The sequence below is a fragment of the Verrucomicrobiota bacterium JB022 genome (assembly GCA_030673845.1).
Taxonomy (GTDB): domain Bacteria; phylum Verrucomicrobiota; class Verrucomicrobiia; order Opitutales; family Oceanipulchritudinaceae; genus WOUP01.
Map to the genome: position 1 here is coordinate 169,991 of JAUTCQ010000020.1, position 18,404 is coordinate 188,394.

Annotated in this window: 14 protein-coding genes; 3 read left to right on the top strand and 11 right to left on the bottom strand. The window is 61.3% G+C overall.

Translation table 11 applies throughout. The features are described from left to right. Positions 1-45: 45 nt before the first annotated feature. The 3 genes from Q7P63_16215 to Q7P63_16225 all read right to left on the bottom strand — a co-directional run bounded on the left by Q7P63_16215 (position 46) and on the right by Q7P63_16225 (position 3,110). Positions 46-1,221 carry a hypothetical protein gene (locus Q7P63_16215; GenBank protein MDP0501638.1) on the bottom strand — a complete coding sequence of 392 codons (1,176 nt, stop codon included), beginning with the start codon at positions 1,219-1,221 and terminating at the stop codon, positions 46-48. 90 nt (positions 1,222-1,311) lie between these two features. Beyond that, the gene (locus Q7P63_16220) at positions 1,312-2,568 is read right to left on the bottom strand and encodes a DUF2851 family protein (GenBank protein ID MDP0501639.1); all 1,257 of its coding nucleotides are present in this window, start codon (positions 2,566-2,568) and stop codon (positions 1,312-1,314) included. 47 nt (positions 2,569-2,615) lie between these two features. Then, a complete protein-coding gene (locus Q7P63_16225) occupies positions 2,616-3,110 on the bottom strand; it encodes an NYN domain-containing protein (protein MDP0501640.1) in 495 nt (164 codons plus the stop codon). Between the two features lie 148 nt (positions 3,111-3,258). Between Q7P63_16225 and Q7P63_16230 the strand changes: the two genes are divergently transcribed. After that, complete coding sequence (locus Q7P63_16230) at positions 3,259-4,980, top strand: putative manganese-dependent inorganic diphosphatase (protein MDP0501641.1); 1,722 nt, start codon at positions 3,259-3,261, stop codon at positions 4,978-4,980. Positions 4,981-5,071: 91 nt separating this feature from the next. Here Q7P63_16230 and Q7P63_16235 read toward each other — a convergent pair whose 3' ends face one another. The 7 genes from Q7P63_16235 to Q7P63_16265 all read right to left on the bottom strand — a co-directional run bounded on the left by Q7P63_16235 (position 5,072) and on the right by Q7P63_16265 (position 15,231). Continuing rightward, positions 5,072-8,083 carry a TonB-dependent receptor gene (locus Q7P63_16235; GenBank protein MDP0501642.1) on the bottom strand — a complete coding sequence of 1,004 codons (3,012 nt, stop codon included), beginning with the start codon at positions 8,081-8,083 and terminating at the stop codon, positions 5,072-5,074. Positions 8,084-8,588: 505 nt separating this feature from the next. Beyond that, positions 8,589-9,635, bottom strand: a complete 1,047-nt coding sequence (tsaD, locus tag Q7P63_16240; GenBank protein ID MDP0501643.1) for a tRNA (adenosine(37)-N6)-threonylcarbamoyltransferase complex transferase subunit TsaD — start codon at positions 9,633-9,635, stop codon at positions 8,589-8,591. 4 nt (positions 9,636-9,639) lie between these two features. Continuing rightward, positions 9,640-10,470 carry a tRNA threonylcarbamoyladenosine dehydratase gene (locus Q7P63_16245; GenBank protein ID MDP0501644.1) on the bottom strand — a complete coding sequence of 277 codons (831 nt, stop codon included), beginning with the start codon at positions 10,468-10,470 and terminating at the stop codon, positions 9,640-9,642. A 47-nt stretch (positions 10,471-10,517) separates the two neighbouring features. Continuing rightward, positions 10,518-11,099: a restriction endonuclease gene (locus Q7P63_16250; protein MDP0501645.1), complete on the bottom strand. Its 582-nt coding sequence runs from the start codon at positions 11,097-11,099 to the stop codon at positions 10,518-10,520. Between the two features lie 41 nt (positions 11,100-11,140). Further along, the gene (locus Q7P63_16255) at positions 11,141-11,362 is read right to left on the bottom strand and encodes an AbrB/MazE/SpoVT family DNA-binding domain-containing protein (GenBank protein ID MDP0501646.1); all 222 of its coding nucleotides are present in this window, start codon (positions 11,360-11,362) and stop codon (positions 11,141-11,143) included. Between the two features lie 45 nt (positions 11,363-11,407). After that, positions 11,408-14,014, bottom strand: a complete 2,607-nt coding sequence (gene mutS / locus Q7P63_16260) for a DNA mismatch repair protein MutS (GenBank protein MDP0501647.1) — start codon at positions 14,012-14,014, stop codon at positions 11,408-11,410. 194 nt (positions 14,015-14,208) lie between these two features. Beyond that, entirely contained in the window at positions 14,209-15,231 is a 1,023-nt protein-coding gene (locus tag Q7P63_16265) for an FAD-dependent oxidoreductase (GenBank protein MDP0501648.1), read from the bottom strand. A gap of 81 nt (positions 15,232-15,312) precedes the next feature. Between Q7P63_16265 and Q7P63_16270 the strand changes: the two genes are divergently transcribed. Together Q7P63_16270 and Q7P63_16275 are read left to right on the top strand one after the other, a co-directional pair. Continuing rightward, the gene (locus Q7P63_16270) at positions 15,313-15,804 is read left to right on the top strand and encodes a DoxX family protein (protein ID MDP0501649.1); all 492 of its coding nucleotides are present in this window, start codon (positions 15,313-15,315) and stop codon (positions 15,802-15,804) included. A gap of 117 nt (positions 15,805-15,921) precedes the next feature. Next, entirely contained in the window at positions 15,922-17,835 is a 1,914-nt protein-coding gene (locus Q7P63_16275) for an amidophosphoribosyltransferase (GenBank protein MDP0501650.1), read from the top strand. 80 nt (positions 17,836-17,915) lie between these two features. Here the strand turns inward: Q7P63_16275 and Q7P63_16280 are convergent, their stop codons facing one another. After that, positions 17,916-18,332 (bottom strand): hypothetical protein, encoded by a 417-nt coding sequence (locus Q7P63_16280; protein ID MDP0501651.1) that lies wholly within the window; start codon positions 18,330-18,332, stop codon positions 17,916-17,918. Positions 18,333-18,404: the final 72 nt, after the last annotated feature.

An 18,404-nucleotide genomic window follows, 5' to 3' on the forward strand; every position in this document is an offset into this window, starting at 1 on the left:
AGAGCGGGCCCTGCAGGTGAAGCAGTTGCTCACCACGAAAAAGGGTTAGGCCAAGGCGGGCTGGAGGCTGCGGTTGAGCAGGTCGACCATATACTGGCCGGGCTGGTAGTGCCCCATGATCACGATCGTCTCGCCGTCTTTGTGCATGCGTACCTCGGGCAGGCGGACTTCGGGCGTCTTGTGCGGGGCGTATAGCACGTCGTCGTGGCTGGCGTGTTCGCGCTCCTTGAAAAGGTCGGGCGTGATGTGGCCGCCAAGGTGGTCATCGCGACCGGTGGCGATGTGGATCGTGCCCAGGATCTTCTCGTCCTGAATGTCGCGACCGCTGAAGGGCAGCACCTGCGTGCCAAAACCCAACTCGCCGAGCGCACCGACCATCGGGTCGTATTTCAGTTTCTCGTTGTGCTCCTCGATCAGGGCGTAGTCGCCGTAGATCAGGCGGCTGGAGACGATCTTGCCGTCTTTCACCGTCAGGAGGCCCAACGTTTCCTCGTCGTATTTGAAGGGGAATTTGCCTTCGGCACCCTGCGGCACGAAATAGACCTCGCCGGCGGGCAGGTTGGCCACATCGGGCGCGCCGCGCGGGCAGAGGCCGTGGCTTTTCTGGGCTTCCTGGCCATTGGTGTAGAGGCGCAAAGTGGTCTTCTGGCCTTCTACCTCGAAGTCGATCTCGAACCAATCGGCCTTGGTCAGGCCCAAACGCAGCTTTTCGGCGTTTTCGCTGACCATGTTGTAGTCTACGCTGAGGCCGGTATCGACGATGATCTGGTTGAGGCCGTGGAGGGTGGCACCGCGGAAGCCAAACTGCTTGCACTTGGCGGTGAGGGGCGCGGTAGCCGAAAAAGTCGAGACGGTCAGGATGACGTCGTAATGGGGGTAAATGTCACGGTCGAGGCTCAGCTTCTTGCCTTGGGTGTCGTAAGCCTCGTCTTCGAGGTCGAGGTTGCTGCCGCCGGTTTCCCGATAGGCATACAATTCGCCGCCGGTGTAGTTCATCTCCTTGAGACCACCGTTCTGGAAGCCCTTGTAAAAGACTTCGTAGCCGTAGTTCTGGATTGAGAGACGAGGGTTGTCGAGAAATGCAAAATCCTTCACCTCCTGCGGGTCGGGCAGGTCGATAAGGATACAGAGCCTCTCCCCTTGGCCGCGGCCAAAGCAGGTCTCCATGAGCCGACGGAGTGAGAACGGGGGGAAGTTGATGCGATTGGGATCGAGTTCCATGACAAAAGGCAGGATAGCAGAACGACTTGTCTGACGCAAGTTGCCCGGCTTCTATTCACAAAAAGGCTGGCTAGCGGAAGGATGGCGCCCTTAAGCGGTAATGGCCCGCCAAGGTTGCAGCTCGCGCGTCAGCAATCGTTCGAGCGCGCCCTGCCCCCAGCCGTTGCAGGCCGGCCACTGGCGATCCTGTACGGCAGAGAGGCGCAGGTAGTCGTCGAGCGCATCGGGCAAATCCCCCGCCGGGCTGTGAAACCATGGCAGCCACCACAGCTCTTCGGCGTCGAATTCGGCAGCGGCGAGCGGCCAGAAGGCATCTACACACAGGGTTGCAAAGCGGGAGCCGCCGATGGTGCCCGCCAGCACGTCTTTCTCCAGCTCTCGCAGGTGCGCGCCCAGGCGGCACTGGCGGCGGTAGGCTTGCGTATTGGCCTCCGGCAGGTGTTCCCACTGTTGCGATGCCAGCCAGTCGCGCAAGCGATGAGGCCAGGCAGGGCGTGCGGCGAGCAGCGAGAGGTATTGACGCAGGCGAGCGCGGGGGTGATTGGCGGGGCGCATGCCGGCCAGCGTCCAGTTCCCCTCCTCCACCGCAATCAGCCGGTCGGCAGTGGCCTCGACTCCGTCGCGGGCAACCATCGCTTCCATTTCCTGCAAGGGGAAGCGCTCGGCCAAGCCCGACATGGGGCCGCGATTGCGCCGCAGCCCGAGCATCTCCAGCGTATACTGGTGTACCACCGTCGGCCACGCCCCAGCCAACTGGAGGCGGTAACGGGCGAAGCGCATCTTCTGCTGCCAGCGGCGGCGGGCCTGCAGGCGCAGGCGGGCACGGCGCTCGACCACGGGCAGCTCCAGCAGTGGGGCCACCAAGTCGAGCATGTCGCGGTTTTCCAGCGCCATCCAGGCGTCCTTGACCGCGTAGGCTTCGAGATCTTCCGGAAAGAAGGGAGCCAGCAACAGGGTCGGGATCGGAGCGCCGGTGTCGTAACAGGCTGGGCGCTCCCCTTCGCGCGGGTCGAACACCACGACATGCAGGATCACGTTAGCAAAGGCGGGATTGCGGTCGTGCCCATGGTCGTACCAGTTGCGCTGGTAGAAATGGATTTCGACGTCCCCCACCCGCGTCTGCCCGTCGAGCTCCAGCTCGGCGCCGAGGAAATCGGGCCCGCCCTGTCGGTTCCATTGGCCCGGCTGGATCACCCGCAGCGGCTGGCCGTCGAGCGTGTGGAGGCCCTCCTGGACAAAATCGCCTCGTCGCCATAGCTTTTGCACGAGAATCTCAGGCACCGAAACGGGGCCATAGAGCCCTTGGATCTCAGCAACGATGTGGGGTAAGGAAGCGATCTCGGACATGCGTCGGCCTACCTTATGCAAAGCGGGGTAAGGCGCAAAGGTTTTTTCTACGCCTGAAACTCATCGAACAGGCCGCGCTTCCACTGCTTCTTCGCGTGCGCCCGGTGTTGCGCGAGACGGGCGGCCTGGCGTTTTTCGGCGGCGGCGAGGCGGTCGGCCAATTTGTCCGGATCCCAATGGCGGCCACCGTAGGAGAAGACGGTCAGCGCAAGAGCGTTGTCGCGAGTCGCCACGATGACGTTTTCGGGGTCGCTGACCCGCTCGGCAAACTGCTCGATAAAAGCGTCGGCAGTTAACCCACTCGGCGTATAGATGACGGCAAAGGTCTCTTGCTTGCCCGGGTGCTCGATCGAGACGCGGCTGCCCTTTCCATCGAGCACGACAGAGGTACGGAGCTGGTCGCCATCGTGCAGCACGCGCACTTGGTCGACGAGGCGCTGGACGGCAGCCTCCGGCCCCACCACGTCGAGCACCTGCCTTAGCTCGGGCCAGGCGTGGATGAGGTTATAGCCGTCGATCAGCAGATGTTCGCAGAAATTCACAGAGGTTCACAGATTCATTAGCAAGTTTTGGTCGACTTGCGGTCCACGGTGGGCGATAGTCCAAGCAGCTACTCCAGCAAAGTCTCTCATGCAAGACCTTCTGGCACAATAGACGCTCACCTTGCCCCACAGTCGTATCCCATCCGCTATGCCGAAAACGGTTCACATTATTGGTCACCGCAACCCCGACGCCGACGCGATCTGCTCCGCGATCGGTTATGAAGCTTACAAGCACGCCAAGGGGGAGGAACACTGCCGCGCCGCCCGTTGCGGCAACTCCAACGCTCGAATCGACGCGATCCTGAAGCGCTTCCATGTCCGCCTGCCCAACTTCATCGGCGATGTGACGCCCAAGGTGCAAGATGTGATGACGACGGAGATCCACAAGGTGCCCGTCGATGCGACCTGCACGGAAGCGCTGGAAATGATCGACCGCTACGGCATCCGCGTGCTGCCGGTCGTCGATGAGGGCAACCAGCTGAAAGGCACGCTGTCTATTTTTGATCTGGGGGACTACTTTATCCCGAAACCGCGCCAGGAGATGCGGATGCGCCACGTCTTCACCAGCATCAGCGACATCGTGCGCGCGTTGAAGGCCCAGGTGGTGAACCTCGTGGACGAGGACCGCAGCGAAGACCTCTTTGTGCGGGTCGGCGCGATGGACATTCGCTCGTTTGGCAAGCGCTACTCCGAAGACGAGACACTCGCGCGCCAATCCGTCATCGTGGTGGGCGACCGCTACGACATCCAACAGCGCTCGATCATGCTGGGCATGCGCCTGCTGGTGATCACCGGGGGCCTGCCAGTCGACGACGACGTGGTCGAGATGGCGAAGGAACGCGGCGTGAGCATCATCATCAGCCCGGCCGACTCCGCCACCACCTCGTGGGTGATCCGTAGTGCGGGCCGCGTCGACCGCGTGATGACGACCGACAAGATCGAGTCGTTCGGCCCGGAAGAACGCCTGAGCCTCGTGAAGCGCAAGGTGGCCAACAGCCGCGCCGTCGCCTACATGGTGAAAGACGATGACGAGCGCCTGATCGGCGTCTTCTCCAAGACAGACCTGGTGAAGCCGATCGAGACCAACCTGATCCTCGTCGACCACAACGAGCTGAGCCAGGCCGTGCCGGGTGCCGACCAGGTGAACATCCTGGAAGTGATCGACCACCACCGCCTCGGCAACCCGCCGACCCAGCAACCCATCCTTTTCATCAACCGCCCCGTCGGCTCGACCTCCACCATCGTGGCCGACCTGTTCCAGCGCGACGGGATCGAGCCGAGCCCCGCCATCGCGGGCGTGCTGATGGGCGGCATCATCTCCGACACACTCAACCTGCGCGGCCCGACCACGACGGAGCGCGATGCCGACCTGCTCTCGTGGCTCTCGGGCATCGCCCAGACCAAGGCGGACGATCTGGCCGAGCTGATCTTCAATGCCGGCTCCGTCATCCTCAGCAACGAGCCGCGCGACGTGATCCGCTCCGACATGAAGGCTTACAGCGAGGGTGAAGTGACCTACAGCGTGAGCCAGATCGAGGAGCTGGGCTTCGAGAACTTCCTCAAGCACCGCGAGAAGATCGAGGAGGCGCTGGAGGCCGTCTGCAAGGAAGATGGCTACTACTTTGCCGCTCTGCTGGTGACCGACATCAATACGCAAAACTCGCTGCTGCTCGTGAGCGGTAACGAGCCGTTTATCGACGCCATCACCTACCCCAACCGCGACGCACACGACATCTTTGAGCTGAACGGCATCGTGAGCCGCAAGAAGCAGCTGATCCCTTATCTGACCAGCCTGCTCAAGGCCCACCTCGGCAACGGCGAGGCCCAACCGCAACAGCCGGTGGCCCAGGCGCCGGAAGTCGAAGCTTAAGGCAGCACCAGGATCTTTTTGGACATGAGAAAGCCGGGCTGGAGAGCACTCCGCCCGGCTTCTTGTTGGTTCGATCCAGAGGAAAAGGGTCCTAGAACCGCCCCTTTACGCCGAAGGTATACTGGGCGCCGTATTCGCTATAAGAAGTGAGGCGCTGCGGGCCCGCCACGTTGCCGTTGTAGACTTCCCATTCGTAGGACTCGTTGGTCACATTACGACCGGCCACGAAAAGCGACATCCAGGGCGTAACCGCATACTCCACGTTGAGGTCGAGCTCCAGACGCGAGCGGATGTATTCGTTGGCGCCTTCGAGGTCGTCATATTGCTCGCGGAACTGACGGCCACGGTAGTTCCACTTCATAAAGGCAAGCCACTTGCCCGCAGTGAACTTGACTGCAGCATTGCCCGTGCGGGGGATGAAGTCGTTGAAGTCGGCCTCGTTCTCGCCTTCCAGCTGCAGGTAGGTGTAGTTGAGCATCAGGGTAAAATGGCGGCCCCAATCGCCAAGCGGCGTCAGCGGCTGCTCGTAATTGAACTCGACACCCTGAATACGAGCATCGCCCCCGTTGCGCTCGGTTTGGTATTCCCATCCGCGGGTATACTCTGGTAAGCCCAATTCATCCATCAGAGCCTGATCGACGACCTGCCTTGAATTGGTGAAGAAGTTGACGATCTCCTTGCGGAAGACGCCGACCGAGATCACCCCGGCATTATCGGTGTAGTATTCGAGCGACACGTCGTAGTTGTCGGCCTCCCAGGGTTCGAGACCGGGATTGGAAGTCACGACAAAGCCCGGAGGCCCGTTTTCGCCCGTGTTCTCACCGATCCAACGGTAAGGCACGATGTTGTGCAAAGCCGGACGACCGATCGTCTTGGCATAGGCAACGCGCAGCACCAGCTTGTCCGTCAAGTTATAGCGGGCGTGGGCGCTGGGGTAAAAGCCGTCGTAAGAGCGACCAAACTGGGCACCGCGGACGGTAAACTCACGTTCGGCCCGTTCGGCATCGGGGTCTCCGGTGACATCGCCGTCCTGGGTATAGCCTGCCCCCTCATCCTCCGTCTTTTCGTAGCGCACCCCACCGACGAGGCGCAGTTGGCTGTTGAAGAACCAGCCTTCGAGCATGCCATAGTAGGCTGTGATCTTTTCGTTGAGCGAAGCCGAGCTGATCGCCCGGGAGCGGATCGCGTTGTATTGCTGCTGATCCGTCTGCAGGAAATACTCCGGATGCTGCACATACAAGTCGTAGAGGCGCCACGGGCTGGCATAGTCGAAGCCCGGGTAATTGAAGCCGGGCGACATGCCGGAGAAGTTGGTATCCTCCAACCCCGCCAGGCCTTCATCGAGCCCGTTGTCGATGCCGTCGGGCCCCACGTAGGTCCACTCCGCAGTGTAGGTGTCGATTTCCCGCTGGAGGTCGTTGTGAGATCCACCGAAGCGGAAAGTCGGGCGGGCCGGCAAATCGAAGGTATACCCCGCATTGAAGCGCGCTTCCTTCACCGTATCCGACGACTCGTAGGGAGAGCTGGAAACGGTGCGCAACTCGTAGTTGTCGATCGCGGTGATGTCTACCGGCTGCCCCGCCTCATTAAAGGCCGTCACCTGCCCCACCGAGCCGGTGCTGTAGTCGATGTCGTCGAAGTTGACCCGCAGCCCGGAGATACGCGCGTTCACGGTGCGGAAAAAGCCATTTTCCATGTCGTCATAGGAATTGGTCGACTTGGAGTAGCTGGCCCCCGCATCGACCTCCCAACGCTCACCGTAATAGGTATACTTCAGGTTGAAGGTGTTGTTGTCGCTCTCGCGCTCCTGATAGTTCCCGTCTTGGGTGATATGGCCGTCGTTGTCATCGCCGTAGACGTATTCGGTGCTATGGTCTTCCGTCTCTCCGCTCACGAAGGTCAGGCGACGCGAGGCAGAGATGCCGTTGTAGATATTGCCGTAATAGGAAAACGAAAGCTGCTGGTTGTCGGTGAAACGCCAGTCGGCCTTGATCCCCGCCGAATTCCTCGAAGTGGAGCTCTGCTCCGTCCGGGTGCTGACCTGCCTGAGATAGGTGTCGCTCCCAAGGTCGTCATACTGATAGGTGGGGACGTTGGTGCGGCTGAGGTTGAACTGGTTGGCGCTGGCGCCGCTGAAGACGAAGCCCAGATCGTCGGTCATGGGCAGCGCGTAGCTCAGGCTGACCGAGGGCAGCGTCTTGAACGAGCTGTGCTCGCCCGGCCCCGGCGACTTGAGGTTGACGGCGTTGCTGTTGATCGAGAGGTAGGCCGAGTAGTTGAGCTCGGGTTGGGCATACTCGAAGGCAGACTTGGAGATCAGGTTGACCGAGCCACCGAGCGAGTTGGCCGAATCCGCCGCCGTGGGCAGCTTCGTCACCTCGATGCGCGAGACGTTGTTGATGCTCGTCTGATCGAGGCCGAAGCTGCGCGAGTGGTTTTGGGTGGAGTTGGTGGCGGCACTCGCAATCTGCCCGCCGTCGACCGTCACATTGGTGAAGTTCGAGGAAAAGCCGCGGACCTGCACGCCCTGGGCGACGTTGCCGTTATACTCGATCGTCACCCCCGGCATGTGCTTCATGAACTCGCCGATATTGCCTTGCGACACTTCGCCAAAGGCATCGGTCGAGACGACGTTCTTGAGGTTTTCCGAAAAGCGCTGCTCGTTGAGGGCCAGCGCGTCGGCCCCCATGTCTCCTGCCGTGACTTCAAAGGCTTCGAGCTCGAAGATATCCTCGTCACCTTCGCCGGTCTGAGCCGGGGTGACCGGCGCGCGGGCTGGGTTGAGGTTTACCCGCACGGAGGCACTCTGGTCGGCCACCACCGTGACCGGGATCTGCTGGGTTTCGAGGCCGGTGTAGAAGACGCTCAGTGTCTGGGCGCCCGCCGGCACGCCCGAAAGGGTAAACTCGCCGTATTCGTTGGAGAAGACAAAGCGGTCAGTACCCGCCAGAGTAATACGCGCATTCCGCAGATAACGGCCGGTAGCCTCATTCAGCACCCGACCGCGCACGGTGCCGGTGCCTTGTTGCGCTGCATCGGGAGTGGCAACCGGGGCCTCCTGAGCTTGGGCGGGGATGGCAGGAGCAACGGCAAAAAGGCACATGAGCGGCCACCAAGTCTTGGTGACACACGCTGAAAGGGTAGAGGGCAACTTACGGCTTTCGTGAAAAGACAAAATCTTTTCACCATTTTTTTGGGTAGAATTCATGAACAAGAAGCAGCCAAGACCTTTCCTTCTCTGAGTAATTCGGTTCAAGTCAGCTCGAACAGAAACGCTAAAAAGCTGAAAATATCAGCATTTGAGCGCGGTAGGCTCTTGAAGCCCAAAGGTATGCCTTGGCATTGAAGTTGAGTTTCTGGGGGATTTGCAAATGAAACGGCAAACTTATTTCACCGCATTTACCCTTCAACTTCACCTCATACGAACAGAACTCAAATTGAAAATCAACGCGTGAGGGAACTAAAACAAACGATTAAACCTTTCGCCTTACGGCTGATTAAGGGTATTACTGTATTTTGTGTTCAAATGCACACAACGCTACTGCCCTTTTGGAAGACACCTTTCAGTCCAGAGGCCCACCGAAGCGACATAATCGCTACAAACAACCCTACTTCAACTCCCAGCTGGGATCGAAGGTAAGCAGGCCAGCTTGGGCAGGCTGCACGCCCTGCGGGTCCAGATAGGCGGCAAAGGCGATCATGCTCGCATTGTCGCCCGTGTGGCGGGGCTCGGCGATCAGCAGAGGCAAACGGGCCTCCTCGGCCAGCGCCCCGAAGGCGGCACGCAAGCTCCGGTTGTTGGCGACCCCGCCCGAGAGGCCCATGCTCTTCCAGCGGCCGCGCTGTCGTCGCCAGATCTGCCGCGTCTTGCCCACCAGCGAATCGATCACCGCCTGCTGATAGCTCGCGCACAGGTTGGGCAAGACCCGTTCGAGCTTCTCATCGTCCATCCCCTCCAGCGTATAGCGGAGGCTGGTCTTGAGGCCGGAGAAGGAAAATTTGGGCTCGCCGGAATTGAGGAAGCCGCGCGGAAAGTCATAGGCCGCTGGGTCTCCCCCCTCGGCCGTGCGCTCGATCAGCGGACCACCCGGGTATGGCATGCCGAGCAGTTTCGCGCCCTTGTCGAGCGCCTCGCCCGCCGCATCGTCGACCGTCTGGGCGAGAATGTGAACGCGCTCGTCTTCGTCGATCTCGCACAGGATGGTATTGCCACCCGAGACGATCATGCCGAGGTGCGGCAGCAGCGCCCGAAAACTCGACTGGCCCGGCCCGAAATTTGCCGGATCGGCCGCATGGGTGCCGATGAAGGGCGAATAGACGTGCCCGCGCAGGTGATTGACGCCCACGACTGGAACCTGCCACGCCAAGCCGAGCGCCTGTGCCAGCGACACGCCGAGGGCAAGGCAGCCCGCGAGCCCCGGGCCCGTCGTCACTGCGATCTGCGAGGGGCGTGCGTCCCCCAGCTCTTCCTTGGCCACCTTGACGAGCCACGGGAAGAACTCGAGGTGGGCACGGCTGGCCACATCGGGCACAATGCCGCCGTATTCCTGGTGGCGCTGGAGGGAGCTTTGCACCCACTCGCCCACGATGCCCTTGGCAGGGTCGAACAGGGCCACGGCCGACTCGTCGCACGAGCTTTCGATCGCAAAAATCATGGTCTTACGCTTCCTGAGCTTTGGCTTCCGCGATGGCGCGGGGGTTGATCGGGCGGCGGATGTCCTCCGTCAGCATCTGCAGGACGAGCCCGCTCATGATGAAGCCGACCGTGCCCGTAATATGCGTGGCGGTGCCGTAGCCGTAGTCGCAGTTCAGCCGTAGCTCCGTGCCCGGCTCCGGGGTGGCGCAAACGCTGCCGTCCTGATGCGGGTAGACGGGCTCTTCCGGCGAAAATACACTGGGGATACGCCAGCGACGGCGCGTCTCACGAGGGAAGCCGAAATCCTTGCGCAGCTTCTTGCGCGTCATCGCCAGCAGCGGGTCGTTGATCGCCTTGGTGATGTCGGCCACCCGGATTTGAGTTGCATCGCGCTTGCCGCCCGCCCCGCCGGAGGTCACCACCCGGATGCCGCGAAAGCAGCACTCGGCGAGCAGGTGCGCCTTGGGCGTGAGCGCGTCAATGGCGTCGACGACCACGTCGAAGCCCGGCGAAAGCAGCGCATCGGCATTGCGCTCGGAGAAGTAGACCTGCTGGACGTCGACCGAGATCGTCGGCTGGATCAAGCGTGCGCGCTCGGCGAGCACGGCGGCCTTGGCCCGCCCGATGTTGCCCTCCAGCGCGTGCAGCTGGCGGTTGACGTTGCTCACGCAAACCTCGTCGAGGTCGATCAGGGTCAGGTGCCCCACCCCGCTGCGCGCGAGAGCCTCCACAATCCACGAGCCAACGCCCCCGAGGCCCACCACGGCTACCCTCGCCTCGCGCAACCGCTGCAGGCCCGCTTGCCCATACAAGCGGCCAATGCCCCCGAAGCGAAAGCTGTAATCGTCGTCCATCTCAAAACGTTCTGCGACCGCAGCGCGCTTGGCAAGCGCGGAGGCTATCAGTAATCTTCGTCAAACTCTATCGCCACAGCTGCCTTATCGGCTACCTCCTCATTAAATGCTTCCATCAGCAATGAGACGTTCCAGATATCAAAGGCAGAATAACGGACCTTATTCGCCTTTCCCTCCCTGACCAGCCAGCCACCCTTTCGAGTGGGTATCTCGTTGGTTGAATCCCCACTTCGATTAAAGTAAACTGGCTCTGCATCGGTAACCTTAACTAAAGCTATGCCATGCCTTAAGGCATATTCGACTGCACCTCTTTGGAATCTTACAGTTGAAAAAATCATCCCTTTGTGTGCACCACAAGAACGAATTCTATCAGCAAGGATCTGTACAATTTCCCGCTTAATAGGGTTACGGTGGTGCTTACACTCAATTAGCACGATAAAGCGTGTATTAAGCGCCTCAAACCTCGCGACCACATCTATTTCATATTCTCCATCGCAGCCCTGAAGCTTCTCTCGGCGCGTGGTCTCAAAACTCTCGAGCCCCACACCAGACTTTTGAATGAGGCACTGAACGTGTTGTTCAAACTCTTCTGGAGTATAGGCTGCGCTAGTCGTATATGGATTATCCATTCTATGGTAGGACCTTACGATTAAGCTCTTTTGCATATTTTTCAGATACCATCAATAGCCTCATCCATCTCTTCGAGCGAAAGCGAGCGGTCGATTTTGATCATTCCCTTCAACTCACGGATTGGACGCTTTTGGGGAACCATGACGATCCGCCCTTCATCAATGAAGCAGGTTAGCCTGTCCCCTTGATGCAGGTCGAGGTGCTTGCGGATGTCCGCAGGCAAGGTCATCTGCCCTTTTGTCGTGATCGTAGTGTCGCTCATCGGCTTCACACAATAAATACGGGGGGCAACGATTCGTCAACTTCCCTAAAACAGCTCCAGTTGGGGCTCTTCGCCGGTTTTTTCGCCTTCCTTGATCTTCTTGAAGCGTTGGCGGAGGACGTTATGGGAGGTGTCTTCGCTTTCGAGTTTCGCTAGGATGCGCTTGGCGCGGTCGATGACCGAGACGGGCAGACCGGCAAGGCGGGCGACCTGGATGCCGTAGCTGCGGTCGGCGGCTCCGCGCTGGACCTGGCGGACGAAGATGATCTGGTCGTTCCACTCCTTGACCGCCACGGAATAGTTGCGCACGCGGGTGAGCTGGCGGTCAATCTGGGTCAGCTCGTGGTAGTGGGTGGCAAAGAGCGTGCGCGGGCCAGCCGAGCCGAAGTCGCCTAACAGTTCGATGTTGCTGTCTTCGAGCGCGCGGGCGCCGTGCAGGTGTTCGACCACCGCCCAGGCGATGCTGAGGCCGTCGTAGGTGCTGGTGCCGCGGCCGATCTCGTCGAGGATGATCAGGCTGCGCTCGGTGGCGTGGTTGAGGATGTTCGCCGTCTCGTTCATCTCGACCATGAAGGTCGAGTTGCCGCGCGCCAGCTCGTCGCTTGCCCCCACTCGACTGAAAATGCGGTCGACGAGGCCGATGCGGCACTTCTGCGCGGGCACCCAGCAACCGACCTGCGCCATGAGCACGATCAGCGCGACCTGCCGGATGTAGGTCGACTTACCGGCCATATTGGGGCCGGTGATGATCGCAATCTGCTCGTCGCCGGAGTTGAGCAGCGTGTCGTTGGGCACGAAGTCGTGCTGCCCGGGCAGGCCTTTGACGCGGGCGGCGCGCATCATCTGCTCGACGACCGGGTGGCGACCGCCGTCGATCACCAGTTCGGTCGATTCGTCGAGCTTGGGTTGGCAGTAATCGCACTCGCGGGCAAGCTTGGCCCAGCCGGCATAGACATCCAGCTCGGCCAGGGCCTGCGCGGTCGTTTCCAGCTCTTCGGCGTGGTCGAGGACGACGGTCACCAGCTCGCGAAACAGCTCCTGCTCGCGCTCCAGTGCCTTTTCGTCGGCATGGGCGATTTCCTGCTCCTTCTCCTTGAGGTCGTCCGTCACATAACGCTCGGCATTGGCCACCGTCTGCTTGCGGCGGTAATCGTCGGGCACGTGCTGGAGGTTGCTCTTGGTGATCTCGATAAAGTAGCCAAACGCGCTGTTCTGCTTGATGCGCAGGTTCTTGATGCCGGTGCGCTCGCGCTCCTGCTGCTCCAGGTCGATCAGCCATTGCTGGCTGTCGCGGGCAAGCGAGCGGTAGTGGTCGAGGTCTTCGTCGTATTCGTTGGCGATGTAGTTGCCGTCGCGTAAGTCGTTGGGCAGTTCTTCGGCCAGCCCCGCGTCGAGCACGCCACAAAGTTGTTCGTAATCGTCGATGCGGTTGGCGAGGCCTTGCAGCACGATGCCGTCGTAGCTATCCAGCACGGCCCGGATCATCGGGAGCTGGCGGAGGGTGTCACGGATGGCACCCAGCTCGCGGGGATTGCGCAGGCGGTTACGGAGACGACCAAGGATGCGGGGCAGGTCGCGCACGCCCTTGAGGTATTCCTGCAGCTCGGCCGCAAATTGCGGGGCCTCCAGAAACTCCGCCACACATTGCGAGCGGCGGCGGATCTCGGCGAGGTCGAGCGTGGGCTCAGTCAGAAATTGCTCCAGCAGGCGAGCGCCGGGCGCAGTGACGGTGCGGTCCATGGCAGCGAGCAGACTGCCTTGGCGGGTATTGGTGCTGGAGCGGAAGATCTCGAGGTTGCGCTGCGTCGAGGGGTCGAGCAACAGCGTGGTGGTGCTGCGGTAGGCGCGGATGCGGTTGAGGTTTTCCGGGGCCGCCCGCAGGTTCTCGTTGGCGTAGATGAGCAGGGCACCGGCCGCACCGAGGCCGGGGTGGCTGGTCTCGAGCCCAAAGCCGTCGAGGTTGAGCACGCCAAGGGTTTCCATCACCAGGCGCGCCCCTTCCATGCGGTCGAAGTAGTATTCGGGCACTTCGCTGCAGGAGGTGCCGTCGCGCAGGCGCTGGAGGTGTTCGAGGAAGGGGTCGAGATCGGGCTGCTGCCCCCAGCGCTGCCAGGCGCCGTCGGCAATGATCAGCTCACGCGGGCGGAGCGAGCTGAGCACGCTGAGCAGGTTGTCGGGCTTTTCCTCGTGGGCCACCTGAAACTCGCCGGTGCTCAGGTCGAGCCACGAGGCGTAGATCTCGCCCTTGTAAATCTCGATCGCCAGCAGGTAATGGCCGCTGCGGGCGTCCATCTGGTGGTCTTCGATCGCGGTGCCTGGCGTAAGGATGCGGGTCAGCTCGCGCTTGACGAGTTGTCCGGGGCGCGGCGTCTCCATTTGGTCGACAATAGCCACCTTGACGCCCTGATTGAGCACCTTCTGCACGTAAGTATCGGCCGCATGAAAGGGGATGCCTGCCATTTTCTGGCCATTGCGATTGGTCAGCGTAATGCCGAGCAGGCGCGCGCCCTCCTCGGCGTCTTCCTCGAACATCTCGTAAAAGTCGCCCAGCCGAAAGAGGAGCAAGGTGTTGGTGGGCAACTGGCGCCGCACTTCCATGTATTGCTGCATCATGGGCGTCAGTTTGCGCCCGTCCGACTTCTTGGCTGACATAGCGGCGTATCCTGAAACCATCCGCGCGCTCCCGGCAAGGGGGAAAACCGGCGGTTTCATGAACAAGGGAGTGAGACAAGAAGAAAAGACTCAACAAAAGGACACAAAGAGCGCAAAGAACCTATACAAAAGATCAAACTTTGTGCTCTTCGTGTTCTTCTGTTGAGAGTATTTGTCCAGTTGTCCCTCTTTCCTTATTTCCAGAAGCGGGCGACGGAGTGGCTGTCGGGCAGCGCCGTGCCGTCGAGCAGGTGACGGGCGAGCAGGCGGGCGAGGTAGGGCGCCGGAAGCGCGGCCTTGCCCCCGAGTCCGTTGAAGATCGCGCGCTGGGGGTCGGCAGGGTGGCGCCCGACGACCGGCACGCGGTCGGTCACGGCGGGCCGCACGCCGGAGGTGGCACCGATGACCTTGAAGCGCGCACGCGTCCAGGAGTGGATCGAATTGAGCAAGGCAAGCACCTCGTTTTCGCGGGGCGCTTGTTCAAAGTTGTCCCAGCCGTGAGTGGCACCGGCGGCAAAGCGGCCATTGCCCATCGGGCGCAGCCATTCGCTGCGGTTGACGATGTAGGGGGGCATTTCGCCGTCGACCAGCTCCAAGTGGAGGATCAGGCCGCGGTCGGGGGTCCAGGGCACAAAGGAAAAGTGCGGGTTGTGCTGTCCGCGCCAGCCTTCGCAGTAGACGACCGTCTCGGCGAGGTCGGTCCCGTCTTCGGGCCAGGCGTGAACCAGCATGCCCTCCCCTTCCAGCCATTGGCGGAAGCGGATGACCAGCAGCTCGAAGTCGACCCAGCCAGACTGGGCGGTGAGGAAGCTGCCGAGGCTGTCGTCGAAATACGCGCTCCAGTGGCCCGGGGCGAAGCGGTCGCCCACATAGGCCCCGGCGGTGGGGTCGGTGGCCGCCTGATCGAGCGCGGGCACCTGTTTTTCGTCGACCAGCACGCGCAGCATCGGCTGGTCGGACCAGAGCTGCTCGCCCAGCTGGGCTTCGAGGGCGGCGTAGGTCTGCCGCGCGAGGGGCAGCGTTTCCGCCACCTGCCAGGCAGCGGGGAACTTCTTGCCCGCCAGCGGGTTGACCAACCCACCCGACGAGCGCGACGCGGCCCCGGCCTGCGGCTGATCCAGCACGCGCACCCGGCAGCCGCGTTGGAGGAGTTCCCAGGCCAGGAGGCTGCCAGCCAGCCCTTGGCCCACGATCAGGAAATCTGCTTTTGGCTCCACAGCATCCACTAAGGGCGGAGCGCACTTGCGCTGTCGAGGCCATTTGCGTAAACAGGGTTCCATATATTTATCCGTCTAATCATGTCCTCCACTTCCCTGCGCACATTTTTCCAGAAACCCGCCTTTGGGCTCCTTGTCATGCGTCTCACGATTGGCGCATTGATGACCTACTATGGCGCGGCCAAGTTTCTCGGCGCCTTCAACAACGGGGTCGAACAGTTTGGCCAGATCGGTAAAAACATCGTGGTGCTGGGGATCCCCGCGCCCGACGACTCGATCACCGCGATCCTCTTCGGCATCGCGGCCGCCAGCGCCGAGTTTTTTGGCGGTATCTGCCTTGTGCTCGGCTGGTTCTTCCGCCCGGCCGCATTGGCGATCTTTTTCACCATGGTGGTGGCCACCGTCATGAAAATCCAGGTTTCGGACGGCGAGCTGTCGGAATTTGCATATGCGATGGTGATGGGCTTGATTACCTTCGGCCTGCTTTGGACAGGGCCCGGCGGAATCGCCCTGGAAGGAGAGTCCAAGGCCAAGTCTGCCGCGCCTGCAAAGAAGCCGGCCAAAAAGAAATAAACCCTTCGGGGGTAACTTCCTCACCCCCTCCAGATCCACCCAAGCGTAAATTTCGGTTGCACGTACGCCCTTGCCAACCGATGTTACGGCTTTGTCACTGACTATTGCCTTTAGCGCATGAGCGACTCGATCAAGCACGAATGCGGCATTGCCATGATCCGGCTCAAGCAGCCGCTGGAATTTTACGCCCAGAAATATGGCTCGCCCCTCTACGCCTTCAACAAGCTGTTCCTCCTCATGGAGAAGCAGCACAACCGAGGTCAGGACGGGGCCGGGATCGGCTGCGTAAAGCTGCACATGCCGCTCGGCCAGAACTACATGTTCCGGGACCGGGAGCTGGCGGACACCCCCTTGGCCAAGCTGTTCCGTCGACAGCTGGAGACCTACGACACCCTGCGCAGCCATGGGCATGTGCACCCGGAGTTCCCTGCCACGGTCAAGCGGCATTTCGACTTCGGCGGCGAAGTCCTGATGGGGCACTTGCGCTATGGCACAAGCGGCAACCTCACCGAGAGTTCCTGCCACCCCTATTTCCGCCGGTCGAACTGGCCGACGCGTAACCTGATGGTGGCCGGCAACTTCAACATGACCAACACTCAGGAGCTCAACGACCTCCTGATCAAGCGCGGCCAGCACCCGATTTTCGATACCGATACGCAGACGGTGCTCGAAGAGATCGGCTTCCACCTCGACGAAGCGCACGACGAGATCTACCACCGCTACCGCGATGCCGGCCTCGACGGGCGCGACATCCCGGCCCGTATCAGCCAGGAGATCGACATTATCGACATCCTGAAGAAGAGCGCCGCCGCCTGGGACGGTGGTTACGTGATCTGCGGCCTGGTGGGCAATGGCGACGCCTTCGTCATGCGCGACCCGCGCGGCATCCGCCCGGCGCACTATTTCGAAAACGACGAGCTGATCGCGGTCGCCTCCGAGCGCGTGCCGCTGATGACGGTGTTCGACCTGGAGACCGACGATGTCAACGAGCTGCCCCCGGGCCACGCCCTTTCCATCAAGTCGACCGGTCGCATCCGCCTCGAACCCATTGCCGACCCCGTCACGCGCATCTCGTGCTCCTTCGAGCGCATCTACTTCTCGCGCGGCAACGACCCCGAGATCTACATGGAGCGCAAGCGCATGGGCGCACTGCTGAGCGAGCAGGTGCTCAAGGCAATCGACAACGATGTGGGCCGCGCCGTCTTCAGCTTTATCCCCAACACGGCGGAAATTGCCAGCTACGGCCTCGTCGAGGCCATGCGCGAGTGGCGCCTCACCAAGGTCAAGGACGACCTGATCCAGTCTCTGGCCGAAGGCAAGCTGACGCCCGAGCTGATCGAAACGCAGGTGATGGGCGAATGGCCCCGCATCGAGAAGATCGCACACAAGGATATCAAGCTACGCACCTTCATCTCCAAGGAAGAGGGCCGCAGCAAGCTCGTCAGCCACGTCTACGACATCACCTACGATGTCGTGCGGCCCGACGACAACCTGATCGTGCTGGACGACTCGATCGTGCGCGGCACGACGCTCCGCGAGTCGATCATCCAGATCCTCGCGCGCACCAACCCGAAGAAAATCATCATCGTCTCCACCGCCCCGCAGATCCGTTACCCGGACTGCTACGGCATCGACATGAGCGAGATGGGCAAGTTCATCGCCTTCCAGGCCGCCGTCTCCCTGCTGCACAAGCGCGGAGCGGGCGAACGCATCCGCGACGTCTACGAAGCCTGCAAGGCGGAGGTGAAGAAGCCGGCGGCCCAGCAGGAAAACAAGGTGAAGGACATCTACGCCCTCTTCACTCCGGATGAGGTCTCGGCCGAAATCTCCGCCCTGCTCTACCCGCAGCAGACCAACTGGAAGGGCGAGCTGCAGATTATCTACCAGACGATCGACAATCTGCACGCCGCCTGCCCGGGCCACATGGGCGACTGGTATTTCACCGGCAATTACCCGACCCCCGGCGGCACCTCCGTCGCCAACAAGGCGTTCATCAACTACTTCGAAAAGCGCTCCGGTCGCGCCTACTAGGAAGTGCCCACAGTTTACAAAAAAGAAGCACCCGGCAATGGGTGCTTCTTTTTTTGGGAAAGTCTCGAAGGAAAATCGCCTTAGGCCTCTTCTTGCCGGCGAGTGCGGATGTAGTTGTCGATCTCGCGGACTTCTTCGGCCGTGCGCAGGTATTGCACGTCGATCAGGCGCAGCAGGAAGCCCACGGCCATGATGCCGCCGGCGCAGTAGAGGGCCCAGTCTTGGCGGTCAGGGGCCAGCAGCTGCTCGCGCAGGTAAAGGGCGGCAGGGATGCTGAGGCCGATGGAGGCGGCGGCGGAAAGGATATAAAGCAGGCGGGCGGCTTCCTGGACCAGCTCGGGCTCCACCTTGCGCGCCACAATCGCCGCGACGGCCGAGACAACGCCGAGGCCCACGGCCAGCAGCATCGAAATGACCCCTTCCTCTGTCTGATAACTGAGGTAGAGCATGATGCCGCTCACCAGAAACAGGGCGGCGGCAACGAGCGTCAGCGTCATGGCGAAGCGGAAAATGAACGAGCGGAAGACCATTTCAACCTTTAGGTTCTGGAGTCTTGGAGAGTTTTGTCA